Annotated in this window: 20 protein-coding genes; 9 read left to right on the forward strand and 11 right to left on the reverse strand. The window is 76.2% G+C overall.

The genetic code is table 11. The features are described from left to right. Nucleotides 1-170: 170 nt before the first annotated feature. Nucleotides 171-1,283, forward strand: coding sequence for a phosphotransferase (locus JK356_RS11110; RefSeq protein ID WP_201867487.1), 1,113 nt, complete (start codon nucleotides 171-173; stop codon nucleotides 1,281-1,283). 18 nt (nucleotides 1,284-1,301) lie between these two features. Here JK356_RS11110 and JK356_RS11115 read toward each other — a convergent pair whose 3' ends face one another. Together JK356_RS11115 and JK356_RS11120 are read right to left on the reverse strand one after the other, a co-directional pair. Next, nucleotides 1,302-1,799, reverse strand: coding sequence for a hypothetical protein (locus JK356_RS11115; RefSeq protein ID WP_201867488.1), 498 nt, complete (start codon nucleotides 1,797-1,799; stop codon nucleotides 1,302-1,304). Between the two features lie 47 nt (nucleotides 1,800-1,846). Continuing rightward, entirely contained in the window at nucleotides 1,847-3,661 is a 1,815-nt protein-coding gene (locus tag JK356_RS11120) for a serine/threonine-protein kinase (RefSeq protein ID WP_201867489.1), read from the reverse strand. A gap of 180 nt (nucleotides 3,662-3,841) precedes the next feature. Between JK356_RS11120 and dhaK the strand changes: the two genes are divergently transcribed. The 3 genes from dhaK to JK356_RS11135 are packed head-to-tail and all read left to right on the forward strand — an operon-like array spanning nucleotide 3,842 to nucleotide 5,877. Next, complete coding sequence (gene dhaK / locus JK356_RS11125) at nucleotides 3,842-4,828, forward strand: dihydroxyacetone kinase subunit DhaK (RefSeq protein ID WP_201867490.1); 987 nt, start codon at nucleotides 3,842-3,844, stop codon at nucleotides 4,826-4,828. A 13-nt stretch (nucleotides 4,829-4,841) separates the two neighbouring features. After that, nucleotides 4,842-5,459: a dihydroxyacetone kinase subunit DhaL gene (dhaL, locus tag JK356_RS11130; protein ID WP_307815527.1), complete on the forward strand. Its 618-nt coding sequence runs from the start codon at nucleotides 4,842-4,844 to the stop codon at nucleotides 5,457-5,459. Further along, complete coding sequence (locus JK356_RS11135) at nucleotides 5,452-5,877, forward strand: PTS-dependent dihydroxyacetone kinase phosphotransferase subunit DhaM (protein ID WP_201867492.1); 426 nt, start codon at nucleotides 5,452-5,454, stop codon at nucleotides 5,875-5,877. The genes dhaL and JK356_RS11135 overlap by 8 nt, the downstream gene beginning before the upstream one ends. Here the strand turns inward: JK356_RS11135 and JK356_RS11140 are convergent. From JK356_RS11140 to JK356_RS11150, 3 genes are read right to left on the reverse strand one after another with little or no spacing between them, the layout of a single operon-like run. Continuing rightward, nucleotides 5,862-6,347, reverse strand: coding sequence for an NUDIX domain-containing protein (locus JK356_RS11140; RefSeq protein WP_201867493.1), 486 nt, complete (start codon nucleotides 6,345-6,347; stop codon nucleotides 5,862-5,864). The genes JK356_RS11135 and JK356_RS11140 overlap by 16 nt on opposite strands. A gap of 5 nt (nucleotides 6,348-6,352) precedes the next feature. Beyond that, nucleotides 6,353-7,135, reverse strand: a complete 783-nt coding sequence (locus JK356_RS11145) for a glutamate racemase (RefSeq protein WP_201867494.1) — start codon at nucleotides 7,133-7,135, stop codon at nucleotides 6,353-6,355. A gap of 26 nt (nucleotides 7,136-7,161) precedes the next feature. Continuing rightward, complete coding sequence (locus tag JK356_RS11150; protein WP_201867495.1) at nucleotides 7,162-8,451, reverse strand: TerD family protein; 1,290 nt, start codon at nucleotides 8,449-8,451, stop codon at nucleotides 7,162-7,164. A gap of 273 nt (nucleotides 8,452-8,724) precedes the next feature. On the opposite strand from JK356_RS11150, the gene JK356_RS11155 reads away from it, so the two are divergent. After that, nucleotides 8,725-9,261, forward strand: coding sequence for a DUF6643 family protein (locus JK356_RS11155; RefSeq protein ID WP_236671141.1), 537 nt, complete (start codon nucleotides 8,725-8,727; stop codon nucleotides 9,259-9,261). 331 nt (nucleotides 9,262-9,592) lie between these two features. Further along, complete coding sequence (locus JK356_RS11160; protein ID WP_201867496.1) at nucleotides 9,593-12,055, forward strand: right-handed parallel beta-helix repeat-containing protein; 2,463 nt, start codon at nucleotides 9,593-9,595, stop codon at nucleotides 12,053-12,055. Nucleotides 12,056-12,084: 29 nt separating this feature from the next. Here JK356_RS11160 and JK356_RS11165 read toward each other — a convergent pair whose 3' ends face one another. Further along, nucleotides 12,085-14,400: a hypothetical protein gene (locus JK356_RS11165; RefSeq protein WP_201867497.1), complete on the reverse strand. Its 2,316-nt coding sequence runs from the start codon at nucleotides 14,398-14,400 to the stop codon at nucleotides 12,085-12,087. Nucleotides 14,401-14,548: 148 nt separating this feature from the next. On the opposite strand from JK356_RS11165, the gene JK356_RS11170 reads away from it, so the two are divergent. After that, nucleotides 14,549-15,379, forward strand: coding sequence for a DeoR/GlpR family DNA-binding transcription regulator (locus JK356_RS11170; protein ID WP_201867498.1), 831 nt, complete (start codon nucleotides 14,549-14,551; stop codon nucleotides 15,377-15,379). A gap of 48 nt (nucleotides 15,380-15,427) precedes the next feature. Here JK356_RS11170 and JK356_RS11175 read toward each other — a convergent pair whose 3' ends face one another. Further along, nucleotides 15,428-16,930, reverse strand: coding sequence for a PLP-dependent aminotransferase family protein (locus JK356_RS11175; RefSeq protein ID WP_201867499.1), 1,503 nt, complete (start codon nucleotides 16,928-16,930; stop codon nucleotides 15,428-15,430). Nucleotides 16,931-17,039: 109 nt separating this feature from the next. Here JK356_RS11175 and JK356_RS11180 point away from each other — a divergent pair, with 109 nt between their 5' ends. Together JK356_RS11180 and JK356_RS11185 are read left to right on the forward strand one after the other, a co-directional pair. Beyond that, the gene (locus JK356_RS11180; RefSeq protein WP_201867500.1) at nucleotides 17,040-17,693 is read left to right on the forward strand and encodes a YitT family protein; all 654 of its coding nucleotides are present in this window, start codon (nucleotides 17,040-17,042) and stop codon (nucleotides 17,691-17,693) included. 244 nt (nucleotides 17,694-17,937) lie between these two features. After that, nucleotides 17,938-18,312 (forward strand): RNA polymerase-binding protein RbpA, encoded by a 375-nt coding sequence (locus JK356_RS11185; protein ID WP_201867501.1) that lies wholly within the window; start codon nucleotides 17,938-17,940, stop codon nucleotides 18,310-18,312. A gap of 98 nt (nucleotides 18,313-18,410) precedes the next feature. On the opposite strand, the gene fxsA is transcribed toward JK356_RS11185, so the two are convergent. The 4 genes from fxsA to JK356_RS11205 all read right to left on the reverse strand — a co-directional run bounded on the left by fxsA (nucleotide 18,411) and on the right by JK356_RS11205 (nucleotide 23,712). After that, nucleotides 18,411-19,031 (reverse strand): FxsA family membrane protein, encoded by a 621-nt coding sequence (gene fxsA, locus JK356_RS11190; RefSeq protein ID WP_201867502.1) that lies wholly within the window; start codon nucleotides 19,029-19,031, stop codon nucleotides 18,411-18,413. Nucleotides 19,032-19,034: 3 nt separating this feature from the next. Next, a complete protein-coding gene (locus JK356_RS11195; RefSeq protein WP_201867503.1) occupies nucleotides 19,035-19,799 on the reverse strand; it encodes a polyprenol monophosphomannose synthase in 765 nt (254 codons plus the stop codon). Beyond that, the gene (gene lnt / locus JK356_RS11200) at nucleotides 19,792-21,531 is read right to left on the reverse strand and encodes an apolipoprotein N-acyltransferase (RefSeq protein ID WP_201867504.1); all 1,740 of its coding nucleotides are present in this window, start codon (nucleotides 21,529-21,531) and stop codon (nucleotides 19,792-19,794) included. Before lnt ends, JK356_RS11195 begins: the two co-directional genes overlap by 8 nt. Nucleotides 21,532-22,068: 537 nt before the next feature. Then, the gene (locus JK356_RS11205; RefSeq protein WP_201867505.1) at nucleotides 22,069-23,712 is read right to left on the reverse strand and encodes an amidohydrolase; all 1,644 of its coding nucleotides are present in this window, start codon (nucleotides 23,710-23,712) and stop codon (nucleotides 22,069-22,071) included. Nucleotide 23,713: the final 1 nt, after the last annotated feature.

Raw genomic sequence — 23,713 nt, forward strand, 5'->3', positions numbered from 1 at the left:
AGGGTTCGCCAGGGCACGCCACATGGTGTGCCACCCGCGCGAGGGAGTGGTGTAGACACGCGCCACCCCGGCCCGGGTGAGGCCACGGGCATGTCCCCAGGGTGTCCGCGGCCGTCCCGGCCGGGGGGCGCGGCGAACCTTCCGGCTTCACGAAGGGATCATGCCCGCCCATGTACCCAGCACCCTCTTCCGTGGCCAGCCGGGCCCGCCCGGGCCCCGGCCTCCGGCCGGCCGTCCCGGGCGCCCGCGCCGCCGCGGAGCAGTTGACGCGCCGTCAGCGCCGTCCCGGGCCGCTGCCGCCCGCGGGCGGGCTGGACTTCACGGGGCCGCGGGGCGCGCGGCTGCGCACGGCGCTGGCGGCCGTGCAGGAGGTCTGCCCCGATTTCAGCCCGGTGCGCGTGCTGCGGGACGGGACGCGGTCGGTGGCGCTGATCGGCATGACCGGGCGGCGCGCCGCGGTCGCCAAGTGCCTGCTCGATCCGTCCGGCCCGGGGGCGGAGAGCCTGCGCCAGGAAATAGCGGCCTACCGGGGCTTCGCCCGCGCCCGCCCGCCGGTGCGGGTGCCGGGACTGATCGCGGCGGACACCCGGACCTGCGTGCTGGTGACCGACTTCGTGCCGGGCCGCACGGCCGCGCCGCGGCGCCACCCCTCCGCCCCGCCGCCGGCGCCGGACATCCGCGCCGTGCTCAACGGGCTGCGCCGCCTCAACCAGTGGGAGCCACCGGCCTCGGCGTTCCCCAGCGCGGTCAGCTATTCCGCGCAGCTGGCGCGCTACCACACGCTGGGGCTGCTCACCGACCGTGACCTGACGGATCTCCAGACGCTGCTGATGGGGCTCGGCGGCCGGGGGCGGCGGCCCGCGCGGCAGTTCTGCCACGGCGGCTCGCCGCTGACCAGCGTGGTGCTCTCCCCCGCGGGCCCGGTGCTGGTGGGCTGGGAGTCGGCCGGCTGGTACCTGCCCGGCTACGACCTGGCACTGCTGTGGACAGTGCTGGGCAACGCACCGCTGACGAGGCGCCAGATCAGCCAGGCCGCCCAGGCGTCGGGACCGCGCGGACGGGACGCGTTCCTGGTCAACCTCATGCTCGTGCTCATCCAGGAGATCCGCGTCTGCGAGGCGGCCGTGCAGCGGGCGATGCGCGACCCCGCGCCGCCGGCACCGGCAGGCAGGCCGGGCGGGGCGCTGGCGTTCGGGGAGCAGCAGCGGCTTCTGCTGCGGCGGCTGCACGACGACTGCGCCCTGGTGCGCCGCGCCGTCCGCGCCGCCGTCAGCACGCGCTGAGGGAGGGCGCCCGGGTGCCTAGCGCCGGAACATCTCCGCGGGCAGCGGCTTCAGCAGCCGGTACAGGTCCTCGCTGATCGGCCGGTCCCAGCTGGCGATGGTGACCAGCACCCCGTCGCTGCGGTCGAACTGCACGCAGGACACGCGCTGCTCGGTGCAGGTCAGCCGCCGCACGATCAGGAGGTTGTCGTCCAGCATCACGGGGACGTCCTCGGTGCTGGTGACCCGGACGTCCTCGTCGATCTCCAGGGCCGCGAGCAGCTGGCCCACCTCGAACGGCGCCTCGCCCTCAGGGACGTCGCGGGCCGGTGACCCCTCCGGAAGGTTGCCGATGACCATGGCCGGGCCCCGGCCGCCGAACAGGTCGTACCGCAGCACGACTCCCTGGCAGCTGCCGTCGGGGGCGGGCAGCAGACCCGCGCCCAGTACCCCCGGCCAGTCCCCGGGGTCCATGGCCAGGACGTCGAAGTCCGGGCCGGCTGGCGATGCGGCGCCACGGCGGCGGAGAAAGGACATGCGGCCATGGTACGCGGGCCGCGGGCAACCGCCGGGCGGCGGTTCCGTCAGCCGCCGGGGGCGGCGTCGCGGAGCCGGGCTACCTGCCGGTAGAGCGCGACGGCCTCCTGCGCCCGGCCGAGCCGTTCCAGGCAGTGGGCCTCGTCGTTGCGGCTGGCCAGGGAGTCGGGGTGGCCGGGGCCCAGGACCCGCTCGCGGGCCTGCCGCACGTGCCGGTACTCGTCGAGCGCCTGGTCCCAGTGGCCGAGCCAGCCGAGGGCGACGGCGATCTCGCGGCGGCTGACGAGCGTGTCCGGGTGGTCGGGGCCGAGAATCTGGGCACGGATCGCCCACACCTGCCGTGCCTCGGCCAGGGCGTGGTCCCAGCGGCCGACGCGGCCCAGGCTGATGCCCCGGCCGTGGCGGGCGCGCAGCGTCTCGGGGTGGGTGCGGCCCTGGGCGCGCGTGCGGGCCTCGACGAGGTCGGTGTACAGCCGCAGCGCCTCCTCGGGGCGGCCCAGCCGGCCGAGGCTGATGCCGATCTCGTAGCGGGCGTCGAGCGTGCTGGGGTGGTCCGGGCCCAGCACCCTGGCGCGGGCGGCGGCGACGCGCTGGTAGAGGGCCAGGGCCTCCTCCCAGCGGCCGAGGCGGCCGAGCGCGTAGGCCGTCTCGTAGTGGCTGTCGAGGGTGTCGGCGTGCTCGCCGCCCAGGGCGCGCTCCCGCTCGGCGGCGACGGCGCGGTGCACGTCGTACGCCTCGGTCCAGCGGCCCAGGCGCCCCAGGCTCATGCCGGCGCTGTGCCTGCTGGCGAGGATCGCCAGGTACTCGGGGGACGGGCCGGTCCGCTCCTCGGCGAGCGTGGTGGCGCCGGCGCCGGTCAGGCCCGTCCACTGGCCCGTGAGGCCGGCGGAGCGGTCCGGCGGCAGCCGCATGGACCACGAGCCGCTGGCGCGGAAGCCGGGGCGCATGCCCCGCGTCCACTCCGGCAGCCGCTCGGCCGGCCTGCGGGGCACCGCGCCGGCCGGCTGGGGAGCGGCGGCGCCGGTCACCAGCCGGCGGGCCAGGGCGGCGGCGTCCTTGGGCCGGTCGGCGGGGTCCTTGGCCAGCAGCGCGAGGATGAACGCGTCCAGCTCCTCGGGCAGCTCTGGCCTGCGGGAGCGCGGCGGCTCGGGCGGGGTGTCGCGGTGGCCGACGAGGATGGCCCAGGGGTCGCCCAGGTCGAACGGCGGCGCCCCGGTGGCGATCTCGTAGAGCACGCAGCCGAAGGAGTACAGGTCGCTGCGGTAGTCCACGGTGGCGCCGGCGATCTGCTCGGGCGACATGTAGTGCGGGGTGCCCATCGCCATGCCCGCGCTGGTGAGCTTCGCGCTCAGGCCCATGTCGTGGCCCAGCCGCGCGATGCCGAAGTCGCAGATCTTGACGGTGCCGTCGGTCAGGCGCATCACGTTGGCCGGTTTCAGGTCCCGGTGCACGATGCCCCGCTCATGCGTGTACGCCAGGGCGCTGGCGACCTGGTCGGCGATGTCGGCGACCTCCTCGGCGGGCAGCGGCACCGAGCGGCGGTCGCTGAGCAGCTCGCTGAGGTTGCGGCCCTCCAGCAGCTCCATCACCAGGAAGAGCACGCCGTCGGACTCGCCGAAGTCGTGCACCACGGTGATGCCCCGGTGCTGGAGGCTCGCCGCGACCCGTGCCTCGCGCCGGAACCGCTCGCGGAGCACCGCCAGCACGGACTCCTCGTGGCGCGAGCCCAGGGGCTTGAGGCACTTGACGGCGACCTGGCGGTCGAGCGCCTCGTCACGGGCACGCCAGACCTCCCCCATGCCGCCGCGCCCGATCAGGTCACGCAACTGGTAGCGGCCGTGGATCAGCGTGCCTTCCGCCATCGCCCGTCTCTCGCCCCCGTCATCGGCCCGGTTCCGTCGCCACGCCTACCCAGTATGGCTTCCAGTCCGGGACGTTCTTATGCGCGCGGCCGGAACACCGCGAGGAGGTGCACTCCGGGCACGTCGCGCGTACGGTGGTGGCGGCGCCGTTGCCGATCACGCCTGGAGGACCGCGTGAAGATGCTGATCAACGGACCGGAACGCGTGGTCGAGGATGCGCTGCGGGGCATGGCGGCGGCGCATCCTGAGCTGTCGGTGGACGTCGAGAACCGCCTGATCGTGCGACGGGACGCGCCCGTGACCGGGAAGGTCGGCCTGGTCTCCGGCGGCGGTTCCGGCCACGAGCCGCTGCACGGCGGCTTCGTGGGGCCCGGGATGCTGGACGCCGCGTGCGCGGGCGAGGTGTTCACCTCGCCGGTGCCGGACCAGATGACGCGGGCGGCCGCGGCGGTGGACGCGGGCGAGGGCGTGCTGTTCCTGGTGAAGAACTACACCGGCGACGTGCTGAACTTCGGCATGGCGGCCGAGGAGGCCGAGGAGGAGGGGCGGCGCGTCGCCCAGGTGCTGATCGAGGACGACGTGGCGGTGACGGACAGCCTGTACACGGCGGGCAGGCGGGGCACCGGCGGCACGCTCTTCGCCGAGAAGCTGGCGGGCGCCGCCGCCGAGGAGGGCGCGCCGCTGGAGCGCGTGGCGGACGTGGCGAAGCGGGCGGCGGAGTCGTCCCGCAGCTTCGGGGTGGCGCTGAGCGCGTGCGCTACGCCGGCCCGGGGCGGGCCCACGTTCGACCTGCCGCCGGACCAGCTGGAGCTGGGTATCGGCATCCACGGCGAGCCGGGCCGGGAGCGGCGCCCGATGATGAGCGCGGCCGAGATCGCCGACGTCTGCGTGGACGCGCTGGCGAAGGACCTGCGGCCGTCGGGCCCGGTGATGGTGCTGGTGAACGGCATGGGCGGCACGCCGCTGCTGGAGCTGTACGGGTTCGGCGCGGAGGTGCGCCGGGCCCTGGACGAGCGGCGGGTGGCGGTGGCGCGGATGCTCGTCGGCCCGTACGTGACGTCGCTGGACATGGCGGGCTGCTCGGTGACGCTGTGCCAGGCGGATGAGGAGATGCTGCGGCTGTGGGACGCGCCGGTGGCCACGCCGGGGCTGCGCTGGGGCCGGTGAAGGGGAGGCGGCGGTGACGCGGGTGGACGCCGCGCTGGTCAGGCGCTGGCTGACGGAGACGGAAGAGGCCCTTGCCCGGGAGGCGGGGCGGCTGACGGAGCTCGACTCGGCGATCGGGGACGCGGACCACGGCAGCAACATGCGGCGCGGTTTCGCGGCGGTGCGGGCGGCGCTGGAGCGGGAGGAGCCGGCCTCGCCGGGGCGGGCGCTGGTGCTGGCCGGGCGCACCCTGGTGGGCACGGTCGGCGGCGCCTCGGGGCCGCTGTTCGGCACGCTGCTGCGGCGGGCGGGCAAGGTGCTCGGCGAGGCGGAGCAGGTGAGCGCGGAGGAGTTCGCCGCGGCGCTGCGTGAGGGCGTGAGCGCGGTGGCGCGGCTGGGCGGCGCAGCCGCCGGCGACAAGACGATGGTGGACGCGCTTGAGCCCGCCGCGGCGGCGCTGCCCGACTTCGCGGCGGCACAGCGCGCGGCGGAGGAGGGCGCGGCGGCCACGGTGCCGCTGCGGGCCCGCAAGGGCCGGGCGAGCTATCTGGGCGAGCGCAGCGCGGGGCACGAGGACCCGGGGGCAGCGTCGGCGGCGCTGCTGGTGGCGGCGCTGGCGCGCGCGGCGGAGCAGGAGGCGTCCCGTGGCTGACGGCGGGGGCGACGGCGAGGGCCTGGTGGGCATCGTGCTGGTGTCGCACAGCGCCGAGGTCGCCGCGTCGGTGGCGGCGCTGGCGCGCGGGCTGTCCGGCGGCGGGCGGCTGCCGGTGGTGGCGGCCGCGGGGGGCGACGAGGACGGGGGCCTGGGGACCAGCGCCCGGCGGATCGCCGAGGCGGCGCGGGAAGCCGACCAGGGCGCCGGGGTGGCGGTCCTGGCCGATCTGGGCAGCGCCGTGCTGACGGTGCAGGCGATGCTCGCGGAGGACGGTGAGCTGCCTGCGGGCACGCGGCTGGTGGACGCGCCGTTCCTGGAGGGCGCGGTCGCGGCGGTGGTGACGGCCGCCGCCGGCGCGGACCTGGCGGCGGTCGCGGCGGCGGCCGGGGAGGCGTACGGCTACCGCAAGGTGTGACGCGCGGGCGCGAACCAGGTGGGGCCCGGCTCGGCGGCCAGGCGGATGCGGCGCAGGGCGTAGTCGCTCAGCGGCGGCAGCTGCCCGGGAGCGAACCAGCCGACATCGGTCGACTCGTCGTCGTTGACCCGCGCCTCGCCGCCGGTGGCCCGGCACAGCAGGCTGACGTCCACGTACTGGCACTGGTCGCCGTTGGCGTAGCGCACCGGCTCCAGCGTCTCTACGAGCAGCACCCGCTCGGCCTCGCAGTGCACGGCGGTCTCCTCGTACACCTCGCGCACGGCGGCCTCGGCGGGCTGCTCGCCGGGTTCGGGGATGCCGCCGATGATGGACCACGCGCCGGTGTCGGCGCGGCGGCCAAGGAGGACACGGCCCTCCGCGTCCCGCACGACAGCGCTCACGCCGGGGAGGAAGAGCAGGGTGTGGCCGATGCGGCTGCGCAGGTCGCGGATGAAGCCGGGGGTGGCCATGGCCTTCAGCCTACGGGGGCGCGCAGCAGCGCCTGGGCCTCGGGGTACCTGCGGACGGCCTCGGGCAGCGTGGCCTCCTCGCCGCCGGCCAGGACCGTCAGGCGGCCGGTGGCGGGGGCGGCGGGGTCGGCAGCGGTGCCCAGGCGGCGCAGCGCCTGGGCGGCGACGGCGGTGGCCGAGCCGTGCAGGGCGACGGGGCGGTCCGCGGCGGCGGGCAGGTGGCTGCGGATCCGGTCGGCGACCAGCTCGTAGTGGGTGCAGCCCAGCACGAGGGCCCGGGTGTCCGGGGGGGTGAGGGCGGCGGCCGCGGCCAGGGCGGCGTCGATGGCCGCGTCGTCGGCGCGCTCGATGGCGTCGGCCAGGCCGTGGCAGGGCACCGGCGTGGCCGGTGTGCCGGCGGCGAACTCGCGGATCAGCCGCCGCTGGTAGGGGCTGGCGGTGGTGGCGGGGGTGGCCCACACGGCGAGCGGGCCGCCGCCGGCCGCGGCCGGCTTGACGGCGGGCACGGTGCCGACGACGGGGAGGTCCGGCTCGAACTCGGCGCGCAGTGCGTCGAGGGCGTGCACCGTGGCGGTGTTGCAGGCCACGATGAGGGCATCGGGCCGCTGAGCGGCGGCGGCCCGGGCGCAGGCGCGGGCCCGGGCCGTGATGTCCTCGGGTGTCCTGGGCCCCCATGGCATGCCGCCGGGGTCGCTGGCCAGGACCAGGGAGGCGTCGGGCCGCATCCGGCGCAGCGCGGCGGCGGCGGCCAGCAGGCCGATGCCGGAGTCGATGAGAGCGATCTTCACGGCATCTCAGGGTACGGCGGGAAGCGTCACTTCCGGCCCGGCGTCCACTGCATGCCCCAGCCGTACGCGTGATCGACGGTGCGCTGCGGGCTGACGCCCCGCTCCGGCACGAGGTACCGCGCCTCGCGGTTGACGACCAGTTCGCCGCCTTCGTTGGTGAGCAGCGCCAGTGCGCACACCGGGGAGTCGACGGTGCACTCGTCGAGGAAGAACTCCACGGGCGCGCCGTTCTCCGGGGTGAGCGTGACGGTGGCGTTGGCGACGTCCTTGAAGCTGCTGGCGCCCGAGTAGATCGTCACGAAGATCAGGACGCGCCGCAGGTCGCGGACGTGGTCGAGGTTGATCGTGAGGTTCTCGCCGGTGGCCACGGCGCCCGTGCGGTCGTCGCCGTCCAGGTGGATGTAGGGCGGCTGGTGCAGCGAACCGAAGGCGTTGCCCAGGGCCTGGACGACGCCCTTGCGGCCGTCGGTGAGCTCGAACAGGGCGCACAGGTCGAGGTCGAGCCCGCCGGAGACGGCCTTGGTGATCCGCTCCTTCCAGCCGCGGGCGGGCTGGGGCCGCTCCTGCCAGTTGAGGTTGACGCGCATGGCGCCGGAGGTGCCGCCCTGCTTGGCGAGGGAGATCTTCGGCGCCTCCTTGGTCAGGGTGACCTTGCTCAGGCGCACGGGCGCGGCCGGAGCGGGCGCCGCCGGGGCAGGCGCCGGGGCAGGCGGTGCCTGAGGCGGTACCGGGGGTGCCTGGGGCGGCACCGGTGCGGCGGGCGGCGCGGGTGCGGTGGCCGGCGCCGGCGCGGCAGGCGCGTCGTCGACGGTGATGCCGAAGTCGGTCGCCAGGCCCGCGAGCCCGCTGTCGTACCCCTGGCCGACGGCACGGAACTTCCAGGCGCCCTGCCGCCGGTACAGCTCCCCGAGCACGAACGCGGTCTCGGTGGTGGCGTCCTCGCTGTCGAAGCGGGCCACTTCGGCGCCGCTGCCCGCGTCGATCACGCGGATGTGCAGCCCGGGCACCTGGCCGAAGGTGCCGCCGTCGGCGGACGCCGCCAGGACCACCTTCTCGATGTCCGGCTCCACGGCGTCCAGGTCGACTGACAGCCGGTCGGTGACCTCCTGCCCCTGCGGCTGCTTGCCGTCGTGCCGGACGGCGCCGGAGGCGTGGCGGGGCTGGTTGTAGAAGACGAAGTCGTCGTCGGAGCGCACCCGGCTCCCCGCGAGCAGCAGCGCCGAAGCGTCCACGTCGGGCACGCCCGCCGCGGTCCGCCACCCGATCTCGACCCGCACCGAGCGGGCCGCCACGGGAACATTCGCGCCTTTGAGCATCGTGAGGTTCCTCCCCGTCGGTCCGGCGCCGACACGCCTCCTGTCCAGCGCGGGCATACCCCACTATGCCACCCGGCTTCCGGCCGCCGGACACCCCCCTGCAAACACCGTTCGCAGAACTCCGGCCGGGTAACCGCGGCCCGTTTATCCCGCGCCTTTTCTGGTGTTTTCCGGCATTCCGGCTTCCTGGTGGCCTGCCGTCAGCGAAAGGCCCGTAAAACAACCGCCAATCGGTCTCCCCAACCGCCCTGCGGTGCGCTTAACTTATGGGGCATGACCTCCCCGCGCCCCTATGGCGGTGCTTATTCCTCGCCGTCATTCGCTGACACTCCCATCTACGACAGCCTGGTGGCCGAGCGGGGAACCCCGCAGATCGCGCCCATCCGGGTCCCGGCCGCCTACGAGCCCCTTGAGGGTTACGCGCAGCCGTCCTCGCAGCCCGCGCTGCCGGCACTGCCGTCGCCGGCCGCAGCGCCGCAGGCGCCCGCGCCGGTGCCCAGCCCGCAGCCTCAGCCGCACCCGTACCCCGGGCACCATCCGGCCCCGCCGCGGCAGCAGCTTCCCGCGCCGGCCCCGCAGCCGGCGGCGCCGTACCCGGCGCAGCAGCACGCCGCGCCGCGGCCCTACCCCGCGCCGCAGGCGCCCGCGCCGGCGGCCGCACCGCGCCCGGCCGCGCCGCGTCCGCCCGCGCCACGGCCCGCCGCGCCGCGCCAGGTGCCCGCCGGGTACCAGAACCCGTACCCGGTCCCGCAGCGGCCGCAGGAGTACCAGCAGTCCGGTTACTGGGCCGACCAGGGCCCGCGCCAGTAGGCGGACGCGCCCCCGCCGTCCCGCGGCGTGCCTCCTCCCGGCGCACGGGGCGAGCCGGGACGGAGGAACCGGTACACCGCGGGCGGCGGGGCGCGGTATGCCCCCGCGTGTGCCACGGTGCCGCGGAACGCCTCCCCGGAACAGCGGCTACGTCCCGCGGGGACTGCCCTGGGATCCCCGGGAGCTCTCAAGGGAGTCGCCGCAAGGGAGTCTCAAGGGAGTCTCAAGGGAGGCTGTCAGCGGCCGAGTTCGGAGCGCGCTACGGTGGAGCGGCCGCCTTGCTGGTCATGGGCGGCGTCGGTCTCCGCAGGAAGTTGGGGCACATCAGTCCATGGCTACGGGCTCGGTCCAGGTGACGCATTCGGGAACGTCGCGCTGGCGGCGCAGGACGGCCGTCTACGGCACGGTCGCCGAGGCGCTCGCGGCGGCAGGCGACGGGGACGTGCTGGTTCTCGCGCCCGGGATCTACCGGGAGAACTTGGTCATCGAGCAGTCGGTCACGGTGCGCGGACCGCAGCAGGACAAAGACGGCCCGGCGCGCATTGCCCCGCCGCAGGGCGTGCCGCTGACCGTGCGCGGGTCGGCGACGGTGCAGCGGCTGCGGATCGAGGGGCAGGACACCTCGGCGCCCGCGGTGCTGGTGGAGGGCAGCAGCCCGGAGCTGTCGGAGCTCGACGTGCACACGGCCTCGGCGGCCGGCATACAGGTGCGCGGCGGTGCGCGTCCCACCGTGCGGCAGTGCGCCGTCAAGAACGCCTCGGGCGCCGGGATCAGCGTGGAGGACGGCGCCGGCGGGCTCTTCGAGGACTGCGACGTCAGCGAGTCCGGCCAGCCGGGTATCGCGGTCACCGGCCCCGCGCACCTGCGACTTGAGCGGTGCCGCGTGCGCCAGTCGGCGGGAGCGGGCCTGGCCGTTACCGGCGAGGGCAGCTCGGTCGACGCGCTGGCCTGTGCCTTCACGGACGTGCGGGGGCCGGGCGTGCACCTGGCCGGCCGCGCCACCGCCCACCTGACGGAGTGCGGCGTGGAGCGCACCTCGGGCGACGGCGTCACGCTGGACGGCGACGCGGTGCTGACGCTGACGGACAGCCGCGTGGCGGACGTGCCGGAGAACGCGCTGGACCTGCGGTCCCGGTCGGTGCTGACGCTGGTGCGCACCGCCGTCACGCGCTTCGGGCGCAACGGCCTGTCGGTGTGGGACCCGGGGACCCGCGCGGACGCCCACCACTGCGACATCCACGAGTCCACCGGCGACTACCCGGCGGTGTGGGTGAGCGACGGCGCCACGGCGGTGCTGGAGTCCTGCCGGGTCAGCGACGTGCCGGACGCGCTGTTCGTGCTCGACTCGGGCTCCCGCGCGGACGTCGTGGACAGCGAACTCGCCGACGTGCGCGGCTCGGCGGTGTCCGTCAGCGACGGCGCCACGGCGCGGCTGGACGCCTGCCGGGTGCTGCGGGTCGGCACCGGCGCCTGGTTCCGTGACCCCGGCAGCGGCGGGGTGCTCAGCGGCTGCGACTTCCACCAGGCGCGGACCGGGGTGATCGTCGCCAAGGAAGCGGACCCCGAGGTCACGGACTGCACCGTGACCGACCCGGTGGAGGCCGGGGTGTACGTGTCGGCCGGGGGCCGCGGGTCGTTCACCCGCTGCCACGTCGCCGGTTCCCGCGGCTACGGCTTCCACGTGATCGACGGCTGCCGTACCGAGCTGACGCGCTGCCGCACCGAGCGCTGCGCGCGGGGCGGTTACGTCTTCGCCGACTTCACCGAGGACGCGCCGCCGAAGCTGTCCGACTGCCGCAGCGACGAGAGCCAGCGGCCCGGCGCGGACCTGAGGGCCGCCGCGCCCGCCCCGTCGCCGGCCGCCGCGGTGGTGTCGGCCGCCCCGCTGGCCCCCGCCCGCGCGACGGCGCCGGCCAGCACCGCGGCGGCGGAGCCGGGCGGCACCGCGGGCGGCCCGGCCAGGACGGACGCGCCCGCGCCCGGCCGCCCCGCACAGGAGGTGCTCGCCGAGCTGGAGTCCCTGGTGGGCCTGCGGACCGTCAAGCGCGAGGTGCGCGCCCTCATCGACATGATCGAGGTGGGCCGGCGGCGGCAGCAGGCCGGGCTGAAGGCGGCGTCGGTGCGGCGGCACCTGGTCTTCACGGGGCCGCCGGGCACCGGCAAGACCACGGTGGCCCGGCTGTACGGGGAGATCCTGGCGTCGCTGGGCGTCCTGGAGCGCGGGCACCTGGTAGAGGTCTCCCGGGTGGACCTGGTCGGCGAGCACATCGGCTCGACGGCGATCCGCACCCAGGAGGCGTTCGAACGGGCGCGCGGCGGCGTGCTGTTCATCGACGAGGCGTACGCGCTGGCGCCGGAGGACGCCGGGCGTGACTTCGGGCGGGAGGCCATCGACACCCTGGTGAAGCTGATGGAGGACCACCGGGACGCCGTGGTCGTCATCGTGGCGGGCTACACCGCCGAGATGGAGCGGTTCCTGGCCGCCAACCCGGGCGTGGCTTCGCGTTTCTCCCGCACCATCGCCTTCAGTGACTATTCCCCCGAGGAACTGCTGAGCATCGTGGAACGGCAGGCGCGGGAGCAGGAGTACGACCTGGGCGAGGGCACGCCGGAGGCGCTGCTGGCGTATTTCTCGAAGCTGGAGCGGGGGCCGTCGTTCGGCAACGGCAGGACGGCGCGGCAGACGTTCGAGGCGATGGTGGAGCGGCACGCCGGCCGGGTGGCGCGGCTGGAGAACCCCAGCACGGCGGAGCTGAGCCTGCTGTATCCCGGGGACCTGCCGGATCCGGCCTGACCCCCGGCCGGCGGGTGCCGCCGCGGTGCTCAGCCGGCGGCCTCCTGCTCGGCGGCGGCAGGGCCGGCTGGCCGGGGCAGCGCGCCGTCCCCGGCCTGGCGGGAGAGGCGGCGGTGGAGGGCGGCGCGTTCCTCGGCGAAGGCCGGGTCCTCGGCGTAGTCGCCGTGCCCCAGGACGGGTTCCGGCAGGGGGCGCAGCAGGTTCCGCCCGTAGTACAGGGGGTCGTCGAGCGGGCCCCGGTCCACCGGCGGCAGCCCGGCGGCGGCGACGCCCACGGGCCCGCCGATGGGATCGGTGGCGCGCCACAGGTTCCGCCAGCACGGCACGTCGCCGTGGAGTGACCGCAGCGCGTCGGGCCCGAAGAAGGCGGGGAACCAGCGGCCGTACAGCCGCTGCAGCGGCGAGCCGTGGGTGAGCAGGGCGGTGCGGCTGCGGGTGGCGGCGTCAAGCTGCCAGACGGCCGCGGCGGCCAGGACGCTGCCCTGGGAGTGGCCGGAGATCACCAGGCGCCCGCCGGTGGCGTCGATCCAGGTGCCCATGCGCCAGGACAGGTCGGGCACGGCCCGCTCGGCGTAGCACGGCGGCGCGAAGGGATGGGCGGCGCGGGGCCAGAACGTGCCGACGTCCCACAGGATGCCGATGGTGCGGCGGGCGCCGGCGTCCCGGTACGCGCGGCGGCCGAGGGCCACCAGCAGCACCACGGCGCCCGCCAGCAGCCAGGAGCCGAGGCTGTGAGAGGCGGAGGTGAGAGCGGGCAGCGGGTCCGGGGCGTCCCGGAGCGCCTGCACGGGAGGCTCGCCGGTGAGCGACCCGGCCACGGCCGCCGCGCCCAGCGCGACCCCCAGCACGGTGATCCCGCCGACGAACTGCGGCAGCAGGTCGGTGAGTTCCGCCAGGGCCACGGCGGTGGCGATGGAGCGGCTGCGGGCGGGCTCGGCCTCGCAGCTCTCGCCGGGGTACCAGCCGCGCACCTGCTCCCGCAGCCGCTGGCGGCGGCGCCAGGCCCGCCACGCGGCGGCGGCGGCCGCCACCACCAGCCCGCACAGCAGCGCGGGGACGGCGGCGGCCTGCCAGCTCAGCAGCACGGGCGGGCCGGGGATGAGCCCGTCCGGCTCGCCCGCCGCGGGGTCGAGCAGGTCGGAGGTGTACTGCGTCACTCCCCCGGTCAGCGCGCCGCCCAGCGCGCACGCGAGCAGGGCGACGGCGGCGCCGCCCAGGCCCGCCAGCACGCCGCGCGCACCGCGCGGGGCGCGCCGGTGGAGCGCCGCGGCGGCCAGGGCCAGGCCGAGCACCAGAGCGCCCTGGACGGCGATGAGGGCGGTGAGGACGCCGTCGGCGGTGAGCCGTCCGCTGGCCTGCCAGCCGGGGCGGTCCCAGGCGGTGTAGACGGCCGTGAGCAGCAGCAGGCCCAGCGCCGCCCACGGCAGCGCGGCGACGGCGCGCGGCACGGGCTGCACGTCGGGCTCGTCCTCGGTGCGGTGGTGGCGCAGCTGGAGGGCGGTGACGGCGGCCATCCCGGCGGCCGTCAGCGCGGCGAGCGCCCAGCCCGCGGCGGCCAGCGGCGCGCTGCCGTCCGCGCCGGCGTCGCGCCTGGCGGTGACGGCCAGCAGCGCCGCGCAGACCGTCAGCAGGGCGGCGGCGGTGTGGGTGGCGCGCAGCTTGCTGACCGCCTGCCGGCCGTACCAGAAGCCGGGCTGGCTCAGCAGCGCGCTGCCCTCGGCGTCGGGGCGCGGCCGTACCGGCGGCGAGGCGGACTCGTAGGCGCTCCAGGTGCGGTGGGACAGCCACCACAGCAGCCCCGTCAGAGCGGCGGGCACGGCGGCGGCGAGGGCGAGGCGGCGGCCCGGCTGCTGCCACCAGCCGCCTTCGCTGGTGAGCGGGCCGAGCCAGGAGACGTTCGCGGCGCACTCCGGCGCGCCGCCGCACTGCCAGGCGACGAGGTCGAGGCAGACGGCGCAGGCGCCGGCGGCCAGCAGCACGGTGAGGGTGAGCGCGAGGAGGCGCAGCAGGACGTCGTAGGCGTAGTGGGCGGCGCGGGGCCGGGGGGAGCCGGGGCGCATCCAGTGGACGAGGTTGACGACCATGAACGGCAGCAGCAGCAGCCACAGGGCGCGGGCGGCGTTGCCCGAGGTGAGTCCCGACCAGGTGTACGCCTCGCGCAGCGGGTCGGTGTCGTCCCAGGGGCGGTCGTCGAGGTCGGCGGTACGGCGGTGGATGCTGGCGGTGCCGTCGCCGGTGATCCGGGTGGTGCGCTGGTCCGCCAGGAGCTGCTCGGGGCTGGCGCCGCCGACGCCGTGCACGAGCAGTTCCATGGCGGGCGTTGCGGCGGTGCGGTCGGCTGTCATCGCCTCGTCGTCTCCGTGGGGGTGTGGGCTGCGCCGTCGTGTAGGAATCTGCCCCGGTAACCGGCCCCATGCGCCACCCGGTTGGCGGACGCCTGGTCCGTGCGAGGATGACCCGCACCGGGTGACGTGGAGATGACGAAGGAGTGCCGTGAGCGACAACCAGAACCTGCTGGCCGGCCAGCGGCGGGCGCTCATCCTCGACGAGGTGCGCCGCAGGGGCGGCATCCGGGTCAGCGAGCTGACGAGGATGCTTCAGGTCTCGGACATGACGGTGCGCCGTGACCTGGACGTGCTGGCGCGCCAGGGCGCCTTGGAGAAGGTGCACGGCGGCGCGGTTCCGGTAGCGGAGGCCCGGACGCACGAGCCGGGGTTCGAGGCGAAGTCGTCGCTTGAACTGTCGGCGAAGAGCGAGATCGCGCGGGCGGCGGCGGCGCTGGCCACACCGGGCAGCGCGGTGGCGCTCTCGGGCGGGACGACGACGTTCGCCGTGGCGCATCAGCTGCTGGAGGTGCCCGATCTGACGGTGGTGACGAATTCGGTGCGGGTGGCGGACGTGTTCCACCACGCCCACCACGTCGCGGAGGGGGGCAGGTCCGCCGGCCCCGGGACGACGACGGTGGTGCTGACCGGCGGGGTGCGCACGCCTTCGGACGCGCTGGTGGGGCCGGTGGCGGACGCCGCGATCGCCTCGCTCCACTTCGACGTGCTGTTCCTCGGCGTCCACGGCATCTCCGTGGAGGCCGGCCTGAGCACGCCGAACCTGGCCGAGGCGGAGACCAACCGCCACTTCATCCGCTCGGCGCGGCGGGTGGTGGTGGTCGCCGACCACACCAAGTGGGGGACGACCGGCCTGAGCTCGTTCGCCTCGCTGGACGAGGTGGACACGCTGGTGACGGACGCGGGGCTGCCGGACTCCGACCGTGAGGAGATCTCCGGGCACCTCGCGGAGCTGATCATCGCCGGCAGCGACGGGTCCTGACGCCGGGCCCCGCCCGGCGGCGGCCTGGCTGGCGGGGCGGGCGAGCGGTCAGGCCGTGTAGCCCAGCGGCGTCTCGGGGCTCGGCGCGCGCCCCTCGGCGACCTGCCGGGCGGCGGCCGCCAGCCGGGCAGCGGCTTCTTCGGCGACCGGCCCGCCGACGGTGAACGGCAGCCTCACGTATCCCTCGAAGGCTCCGCCGACGCCGAATCTCGGCCCGGACGGCACGCGCACGCCGAGCCGCTCGCCCGCCTCCGCGATCCGCGAGCCGGACAGCCCGCCGGTGCGCGCCCACAGCGTCAGGCCGCCGCCAGGCACGCTGAACTCCCAGTCCGGGACGTGCCGCCGCAGCGCGGCGACGAGGGCGGCGCGGTTCTCGCGGATCTCGGCGCGGCGCAGCGCGGCCGCCTCCTCCCAGCCCTCCCCGCGCATCAGCCACGTCAGGGCGAGCTGCTCGACGACGGGGCTGCCGAGGTCGGCGTAGGCGCGGCCCGCCACGAGGCCGCGGATGAGGTCGGGCGCGGCGCGCACCCAGCCGATGCGCATGCCGGTCCAGAACGTCTTGCTCGCGGAGCCGACGGTGACGACGGCGGACCCGCCGGGGTCGAAGGCGCACACGGGCCGGGGCGGCTGTTCGCCCGGTGCCAGGTCGAGGGCGAGCCCTGCCATGGTCTCATCGGCGACGAGGACGGTGCCCGCGGCGCGGGCGGCGGCGACCAGGTCGCGGCGCTGCTCGTCGCTGGCCAGGGCGCCGGTGGGGTTATGGAAGTCGGCGACGACGTACGCGGCGCGCGGGGCGGCGTCGCGGAGGATGCGGCGCCAGGCGGGCAGGTCCCAGCCGGCCAGCCCGGCCGCCATCGGCACCGGGACGAGGCGGGCCCCGGCTTCGCGGAGCAGCTGGAGGACGTTGGCGTAGGAGGGGTGCTCCACGGCGACGCGCTCGCCCCGGGCGGTCAGCAGGCGGAACACGGCGGCCACCGCCCCCATCGCGCCCGTGGTGATCATGATCTGCTCGGGCATGGTCGGGACGCCCAGCGCCGTGTAGCGGTCCGCGAGCGCCTGCCGCAGCGCGGGCACGCCCGCCGGGAAGTCGCCGTGGGTGCGGGCGGCGGGCGGCAGGTCCGTCACCGCGGCCTGCAGGGCCCGGGTCAGCCACGGCTCCGGCGCGGGCAGCGCCGCGCAGGCCAGGTCGATGACGGAGCCGGTCGCCTCGGGCGGCAGCGGGTCCAGGCTGCGGCTGGGCGTGGGACGTCCGGCGGGCACGGCGGTCCAGCTGCCCGAACCGCGGCGGGAGCGCAGGAAGCCCTCGGCGCGCAGCGCCTCGAAGGCGGCGGCGACGGTGGTGCGGCTGACGGCGAGGGCGGCGGCGAGCTCCCGCTCGGCGGGCAGGCGGGCGGCGACGGGCAGGCGGCCTTCGAGCAGCAGCAGCCGCAGACCGTCGGCGAGCGCACGGTAGGCGGGCACGCGGCGCGGGCCGGCGGGTTCGCCGCGGCGCTGCGGGCCCAGGAGCTGGGCGAGCTGCGCGGCTCCGACCCGCGAGGTCCACTCAGGCATTTTTCAGGCCACCTTTCCGCTATTGGCCATGGCACTGCCATTCTTCCCGGCCACAGGATGCCGTGCAAAGGGTCCACCTGGCCAGGTGGCCTGGAAGGGAGGGCATAGGATGACCGGGGCGGACCCGGGGGGAAGGCTGCCGCGCCGCCTTCTTCAGCTGTACGCCGGCCTGCTGCTGTACGGCGCCAGCGCGGCGCTGCTGGTGCGGGCCGGGCTGGGGCTCGGCCCGTGGGACGTGTTCCACCAGGGGGTTGCGGAGGGCACCGGGCTGTCGATAGGGACGGTGGCGGTGGCCACGGGCGCGGCAGTGCTGCTGCTGTGGCTGCCGCTGCGGCAGCGTCCGGGCCTGGGCACGGTCTCGAACGTGGTCCTGGTGGGCGTCGCGATCGACGCCACGCTGGCCGCCGTGCCGCCGCCGGACGCGCTGGCTGTGCGGGTGCCGCTGATGCTGGCGGCCGTGGTGCTCAACGGGCTCGCCACCGGTCTGTACATCGCCGCCGGGTTCGGCCCGGGGCCGCGGGACGGCCTGATGACGGGCCTGCACCGGGTCACCGGGCGGTCGCTGCGGCTGGTGCGCACCGCCATCGAGGTGGCGGTGCTGGCGGCGGGGGTACTGCTGGGCGGCACGGCGGGCGCCGGGACCGTGGTGTACGCGCTCGCCATCGGCCCGCTGGCGCAGTTCTTCCTGCGCCGGTGCGCGATGCCCGGCCGCGCCGGCGCGGGAACGGGGGGCCGGTTTCGGCGGCAGGCGGCGGAACGGTAATCTACCCGTTCGGTCCCGCCGGATGGAGCATTCCTGCGCATGTCCCCGTGCGGACGCCGGAGTGACACTTCCTGACAGATATCTGTCGGATGTGACAAACGGGGCGCTGGCGGGTACAAGAAGGGCGGTACGACGGGCGACGCATGACCCCCAGCGGGAATCTTCACCGCCGACCGGACGTTGACCTGAGTGATGACGACAGTGGCACCTGTCATGTGGGCGACCAGCCCGGGAGGCACGATTCATGAGTGAGCGAGCTCTTCGCGGCACGCGGCTCGTGGTGACCAGCTACGAGACGGACCGCGGCATTGACCTCGCGCCGCGCCAGGCGGTGGAGTACGCATGCCAGAACGGACATCGGTTCGAGATGCCGTTCTCGGTGGAGGCCGAGATCCCGCCGGAGTGGGAGTGCAAGGTCTGCGGCGGACAGGCGCTCCTGGTGGACGGGGACGGCCCCGAGGAGAAGAAGGCCAAGCCGGCGCGGACGCACTGGGACATGCTCATGGAGCGGCGTACCCGTGAGGAACTGGAAGAGGTGCTGGCCGAGCGGCTGGCGGTGCTGCGCTCCGGCGCGATGAACATCGCGGTCCACCCGAGGGACAGCCGCAAGTCGGCGTAGCGGGCGGCCGCCTTACAGACGGCGGAAGGGGCCGGGTCACGCGGTGACCCGGCCCCTTCGCTGTCCCGGCGCACCAGCGCCGCGGGCAGGGGCAGAGTTCAGGGCGTCTGGCGCGGACCGCCGCCCGCCCCGGCGCCGCCGTCCTCGCCGTCCCGGCTGTCCCGGATGACCTCGCCCCGCACGACCTTGCCGCCGGGGCCGCCGGGTTCGCCGGCCCGCCGCCGCTGCTCTTCGCGGAGCCTCTCCCTGGCCTCCCGCGCCTGCTGGAACGCCGTGCCGACCGGGCCGTGCGAGCCCGCGAGCACCCGGGCCCCGGCCCGGCTCAGCAGCGCGGCCGTGGGCGGGAAGACGCACAGCAGCCCCACCGCGTCGGTCAGCAGCCCGGGCACCATCAGCAGCAGGCCGCCCAGCATCGTGAGCATGCCCGTGCCGGCCTGGCCCCCCGGCTCCGGCAGGCCGGCACCCGGCCGCGCGGCGGCGGCCAGCCGCTGCCAGGCGCGGCGCCCGGCATGCCGGATGACGGCGGCACCCACCACGACCCCGGCCGCCAGCAGCAGGAAGACGGTCAGCCCGCCCGCAGCCTGGCCGACGCGCGTCAGCAGCCAGATCTCCAGCAGCGCCCACGCGGCGATGCCCAGGGGCAGCCAGGCGCGCCGGCGGCCCCGGCGCGGGTGCGGGTCACGCCGGGCGCGGTACGGGTCGGGGGTGCCGGTGCTCATGGTTCAAGTGTGCCTGGCGCCCCTGCGCCGCCCGAAACGGGTGGCGATCCCCCACGCCGTGACACGCCACAGCGCCTCGAAGACGATGTCGCGGCTCATCTTGCTGCTGCCGTGCTCCCGCTCGACGAACGTGATCGGCACCTCCACCACCCGGTGGCCCGCCGCCACGGCGCGGTAGGCAAGGTCGACCTGGAAGCAGTACCCCTGCGAGGCGACGTTCCGCAGCAGGCCCGCGCTGAGCACGTGGCTGCGGAACGCGCGGAAGCCGCTGGTGGCGTCGCGCAGCGGCAGGCCCAGCAGCAGCCGGGCGTACGTGCTGCCGCCGCGTGAGAGCAGATGGCGGTGGGCGGGCCAGTTGACGATCCGGCCGCCGGGCACCCACCGCGAGCCGAGCACGACGTCGGCGCCGCGCAGCGCCCGCAGCAGGCGCGGCAGCTGCTCCGGCTGGTGCGAGCCGTCACCGTCCATCTCCACCAGGGCCCCGTAGCCGCGGCGCAGGCCCCAGGCGAAGCCCGCCAGGTAGGCGGCGCCCAGGCCTTCCTTGCCGGGCCGGTGCAGGACGTGCACCCGCTCGTCCACGGCCGCGATCTCCTCGGCGATCTTGCCCGTGCCGTCAGGGCTGTCGTCGTCGGTGACGAGGATGTCGCAGGCGGGCACCGCCTGACGCAGGCGGGCCAGCAGCGGGGGCAGGTTCACCGCCTCGTTGTACGTCGGAATGATGACCAGGACCCTGCCGAACGGGCCGTACCGCCGCCCGCCGTCAGTCACCCGCACCGTCCTCGGCGCCCGCGGCTGCCGCGCCGGCCCGGACACGCCGGCGCCGTTCCCGCACCGCGACGAAGCCCCAGGCTCCCAGCCCGGCGGCGGTCAGCACCCACTCGGGCGCGGCGCCCACCCGGTCGGCCACGGTGACCCCGTCGCGCAGCGGCAGAGTGGCGGTGAGCACGTCCTGGGTGAACTCCTCGGTGCGCTGCTCGATAGAGCCGTCGGGCGCCACGATGGCGCTGATGCCGCTGGTCGCCACCGTGACGACGGAGCGGCCGTGCTCGACGGCCCGCAGCTGTGACATCGCCAGCTGCTGCTCGGGCTGGCCGGTACGGCCGTAGGTGGCGTTGTTGGTCTGCACGACCAGGGCGCGGGCACCGTCGTTGACGGTGTCCCGGACGATGCCGTCGTAGGCCACCTCGAAGCAGATGACGTCGCCGAGGCGGGCGGGCCCGACGTCCAGCACGCCGGTCTCGTCGCCCGGGTAGAAGTCGCGCGGCACCCGCTCCAGCCGGGAGATGAACGTGCTCAGCTGGTCGCGGAAGGGGACGTACTCGCCGAACGGCACCGGGTGCTGCTTGGTGTAGGAGTCCCCCGGCCCGCTGCCCGGCTCCCACACGATGCCCTGGTTGAGGACGTAGCCCTCCCGGGTGGGATGGTCGATGAGGGCGCCGACGAGGACGGGCACGCCCACGGCCTCGACCGCCCGCTCGATGGCCTGGTACGCCTGCGGCTCGGTGTACGGGTCGAGGTCGGAGGCGTTCTCCGGCCAGAGCACCAGGTCGGGGCGCTCGGTCCGGCCCGCCTCGATGTCCCGGGCGAGCGCGAGCGTGGCCTCGACGTGGTTGTTGAGGATCATCATGGGCCGGCCGAGGAAGTCCATGCCCGGCCGCTGCACGTTCCCCTGCACCACGGCGATGCGGACCGTGTCGTCGGCGGCCGTCGGCACGGGGACGGCGGCGGCCGCGACGGCCGGCACGGCCGCGGCGAGCGCCAGCGCCCCGGCGGCGGGCAGCGCGGCGCGACGCCGCGGCGGGCCGCCGCCGTCGCGGAGCAGGCGGTACCCGGCGAGCGCCGCCCACGCCAGCAGCGCCCCGCTGAGCGCGACGGCGAACGTGACCAGCGGCGCGCCGCCGAGGGCGGCGAGCGGCGTGAACGGCGTGCTGGTGTTGGCGAAGGCCAGCCGCCCCCACGGGAAGCCGCCCAGCGGCACCCGGTCCCGGGCCCACTCCTCGGCGACCCACAGGCACGCCGTCCACAGCGGCCACACCGGAAGCCGGGAGGTGGCCGCCATGGCCGCGCCCATAGGGACGAAGAACAGCGCCTCGACGAGCGAGAGCCCCACCACGGTGTCCCAGCCGACGACGTGCAGCCACTTCAGCAGCACCACGAAGAACGGCAGGCCCGCAGCGAAGCCGAGCCAGGCGCCCTGCCGCGCGGTCCTGCCCCGCACCAGCACGGCGAGCACCGCCACGGCCGCCAGCGACAGCGGCCAGATGCCGTACGGCGGGAAGGCGAGGGCCAGGCCGGTGCCGGCGGCGGCCGCCGCCAGACTGGCGCGCCAGTGCCGCCGGCCGGCCGCGGCCAGGCGCCGGACCCGGCCGGGGCGGCGCGGCGGGGCGGGCCGCGGCACGGTGCCCTGGTCCGTTCCGCCGTCGGCGGCGTGCGGCCCGGAGGTGCCCGCGGCCGCGTCGTCGGCGCCGCTCGCGGTGGTCGTCGGGGAGCCCGGTGGCACGGTCGTGGCCTCCTGTGGAAAACGGGCGATGATGCACGACCGTACCCCGTGGCCGCGTCGCGGCCGAGACGAGGGGCGGCGGGAGGCGTGCGGCAGGGCGGGCAGAGCGCTGGGCGGGGAGTGCTCCCGCGCGCTGCGGGCCGGAGCCCGGCGCTCTTCGGGCCGACCTGGGGCCCGCTGGCTGCGGGCCTGCCGAAAGCCGTTGTCTACTGAGCGTCCGGGCCCCGCCCGGGTCTCACCAGCCGGCCGGAGGAACCTTCCGCCCCCGTGCCGCAGGCACTGGACCTGGCTCCCGGTGACGCGGCACCGCCTGACGGTACCCCGCCCTCTGGCCCAGCGGCGTTCGACGACTGCGCGGAGGATGTCCGGCCGGACGTCCCGTGGTGGACCCGGCCGAACCTACCGTTCCGTGACCGCCGCCTGTCAACACCGGCGTGACCAGGACATTCTCGTCAAACCGGCAGGTCAGTGCGGAGAAGGAGACGCCGGCGGAGGACCGGGACGCACGTCGTTCGGCGGTATCGGCACCGCAGCGGATCACTCGTTCAGCCGGTCGTACACCGTCCGGCCCGCCACCACGGTGCGCAGGCAGCGCGGCAGCGGCGCCCCGGGGCTGAGGTCGGGCAGGCCGGGGGTGCCGGAGCGGGGGTCCGTGGACCACCGCGCGATGCGGTCGTCCGGCGCCTGCACGACGAGGTCGCCGGTGTCCCACACCGCGTAGTCCGCAGGCGCGCCGGGCCGCAGCACGCCGCCGTCGTCGCGGCCGGCGGCGCGCCAGCCGCCGCGGGTGTGGGCGGTGAAGGCCGCGCGCACCGACACCCGGTGGGCGGGGGTGCGGTGGAAGGCGGCGGCGCGCACGCCCTCCCAGGGCGCGAGCGGCGTCACCGGGGCGTCCGAGCCGAAGGCGAGGGGAACGCCGGCCCGCAGGAAGGCGGCGAACGGGTTGAGCGTGCGGGCACGCGCGGCACCGAGGCGGCGCGCGTACATGCCGTCCTCGCCGCCCCAGGCGGCGTCGAAGGCGGGCTGGACGGAGGCGGTCACGCCGAGGGAGGCGAAGACGGCGATGGTCTCCTCGCTGGCCATCTCGGCGTGCTCGACGCGGTGCCGCAGGGCGCGGACCCGGTCGGCGCCCACCCGCTCGGCGGCCTGTACCAGCCCCTCGGCCACGGCGGCGAGCGCGGCGTCCCCGATCGCGTGGAAACCGGCCTGGAGGCCGGCCTCGGTGCAGGCGGCGACGTGTGCGGCGATCTCCCCGGCCGTCAGGTGCGCGGTGCCGGCGGTGTGCGGCGCGTCGGCGTACGGGGCGCTCAGGTGGGCGGTGCGGGAGCCGAGGGAGCCGTCCGCGAACAGGTCGCCCGCGGCCCCCGCCGCGCCGGTCTTGCGCACCCGGGCGGCGTCGGAGGGGCCGGTGACGAGGCCGGCCCAGTAGGCGGTCACGCGCGGGCCGGGCTCGGCGGCGGCGAGCGCGAGCAGGTCGGTGAGGTCGTCCTCGCTGGAGATGTCGGGGCCCGCGCACTCGTGGAGGCTGCCGATGCCGAGGGACGCGGCGCGGCGGAGCGCGGCGCGCTGGGCGGCGGCGCGCTGGGAGGGGCCGAGGGCAGCGTCGGCGGCACGGCGGACGGCGTGGTGGGCCTCGCCGGTGAGCGGGGCGTCCGGCTGGTATCCCGCGAGCCTGGTGATGCCCGGGACGCGGTCCAGGAGCGCGGTGGTGGCGAGCGCGGAGTGCACGTCGACGCGGGCGAGGTAGAGCGGGCGGCCGAGCGCGGCCTGGTCCAGCTCTTCGCGGGTGGGCGGGCGGCCCTCGGGCCAGGCGGTGGCGTCCCAGCCGTGTCCCAGGAGCACGTCGGCCGCCGGCGAGGACTCGGCGTGGACGCGGACCCGGTCGAGCGCCTCGCGGAGCGTGGTGGCGCCGGCCAGGTCGAGCCCGGTGAGCGCCAGCCCCGTCGCTGTCGTGTGCACGTGTGCGTCCGTGAACGCCGGGGTCACCAGCGCGCCGTGCAGGTCGACCACCTCGTCCGCCGAGGCGGCGAGGGTGTCGGCGGCCGATTCCGAACCGATCCAGGCGACGCGGCCGTTCTCGGTGGCCATAGCGGTGGCGAAGGGGTCGGCAGGGCTGTGGATCCGGCCGTGGCGCAGCAGAACGGTGCGGGGCGCCGCGCCCGGGGTGGCGCTGTCTGTCATG

Origin of the sequence: Streptomyces sp. 7-21 (assembly GCF_016741785.1) — a bacterium.
In the GTDB taxonomy this organism is placed as follows: domain Bacteria; phylum Actinomycetota; class Actinomycetes; order Streptomycetales; family Streptomycetaceae; genus Streptomyces.

Excerpts from the sequence above, each read along its gene's own strand:
- JK356_RS11110 (WP_201867487.1), top strand. The coding sequence starts at position 171 with ATGTACCCAGCACCCTCTTCCGTGGCCAGCCGGGCCCGCCCGGGCCCC.
- JK356_RS11115 (WP_201867488.1), bottom strand. The coding sequence starts at position 1,799 with ATGTCCTTTCTCCGCCGCCGTGGCGCCGCATCGCCAGCCGGCCCGGAC.
- JK356_RS11120 (WP_201867489.1), bottom strand. The coding sequence starts at position 3,661 with ATGGCGGAAGGCACGCTGATCCACGGCCGCTACCAGTTGCGTGACCTG.
- dhaK (WP_201867490.1), top strand. The coding sequence starts at position 3,842 with ATGCTGATCAACGGACCGGAACGCGTGGTCGAGGATGCGCTGCGGGGC.
- JK356_RS11140 (WP_201867493.1), bottom strand. The coding sequence starts at position 6,347 with ATGGCCACCCCCGGCTTCATCCGCGACCTGCGCAGCCGCATCGGCCAC.
- JK356_RS11150 (WP_201867495.1), bottom strand. The coding sequence starts at position 8,451 with ATGCTCAAAGGCGCGAATGTTCCCGTGGCGGCCCGCTCGGTGCGGGTC.
- JK356_RS11155 (WP_236671141.1), top strand. The coding sequence starts at position 8,725 with ATGACCTCCCCGCGCCCCTATGGCGGTGCTTATTCCTCGCCGTCATTC.
- JK356_RS11160 (WP_201867496.1), top strand. The coding sequence starts at position 9,593 with ATGGCTACGGGCTCGGTCCAGGTGACGCATTCGGGAACGTCGCGCTGG.
- JK356_RS11165 (WP_201867497.1), bottom strand. The coding sequence starts at position 14,400 with ATGACAGCCGACCGCACCGCCGCAACGCCCGCCATGGAACTGCTCGTG.
- JK356_RS11175 (WP_201867499.1), bottom strand. The coding sequence starts at position 16,930 with ATGCCTGAGTGGACCTCGCGGGTCGGAGCCGCGCAGCTCGCCCAGCTC.
- JK356_RS11180 (WP_201867500.1), top strand. The coding sequence starts at position 17,040 with ATGACCGGGGCGGACCCGGGGGGAAGGCTGCCGCGCCGCCTTCTTCAG.
- JK356_RS11185 (WP_201867501.1), top strand. The coding sequence starts at position 17,938 with ATGAGTGAGCGAGCTCTTCGCGGCACGCGGCTCGTGGTGACCAGCTAC.
- fxsA (WP_201867502.1), bottom strand. The coding sequence starts at position 19,031 with ATGAGCACCGGCACCCCCGACCCGTACCGCGCCCGGCGTGACCCGCAC.
- JK356_RS11205 (WP_201867505.1), bottom strand. The coding sequence starts at position 23,712 with ATGACAGACAGCGCCACCCCGGGCGCGGCGCCCCGCACCGTTCTGCTG.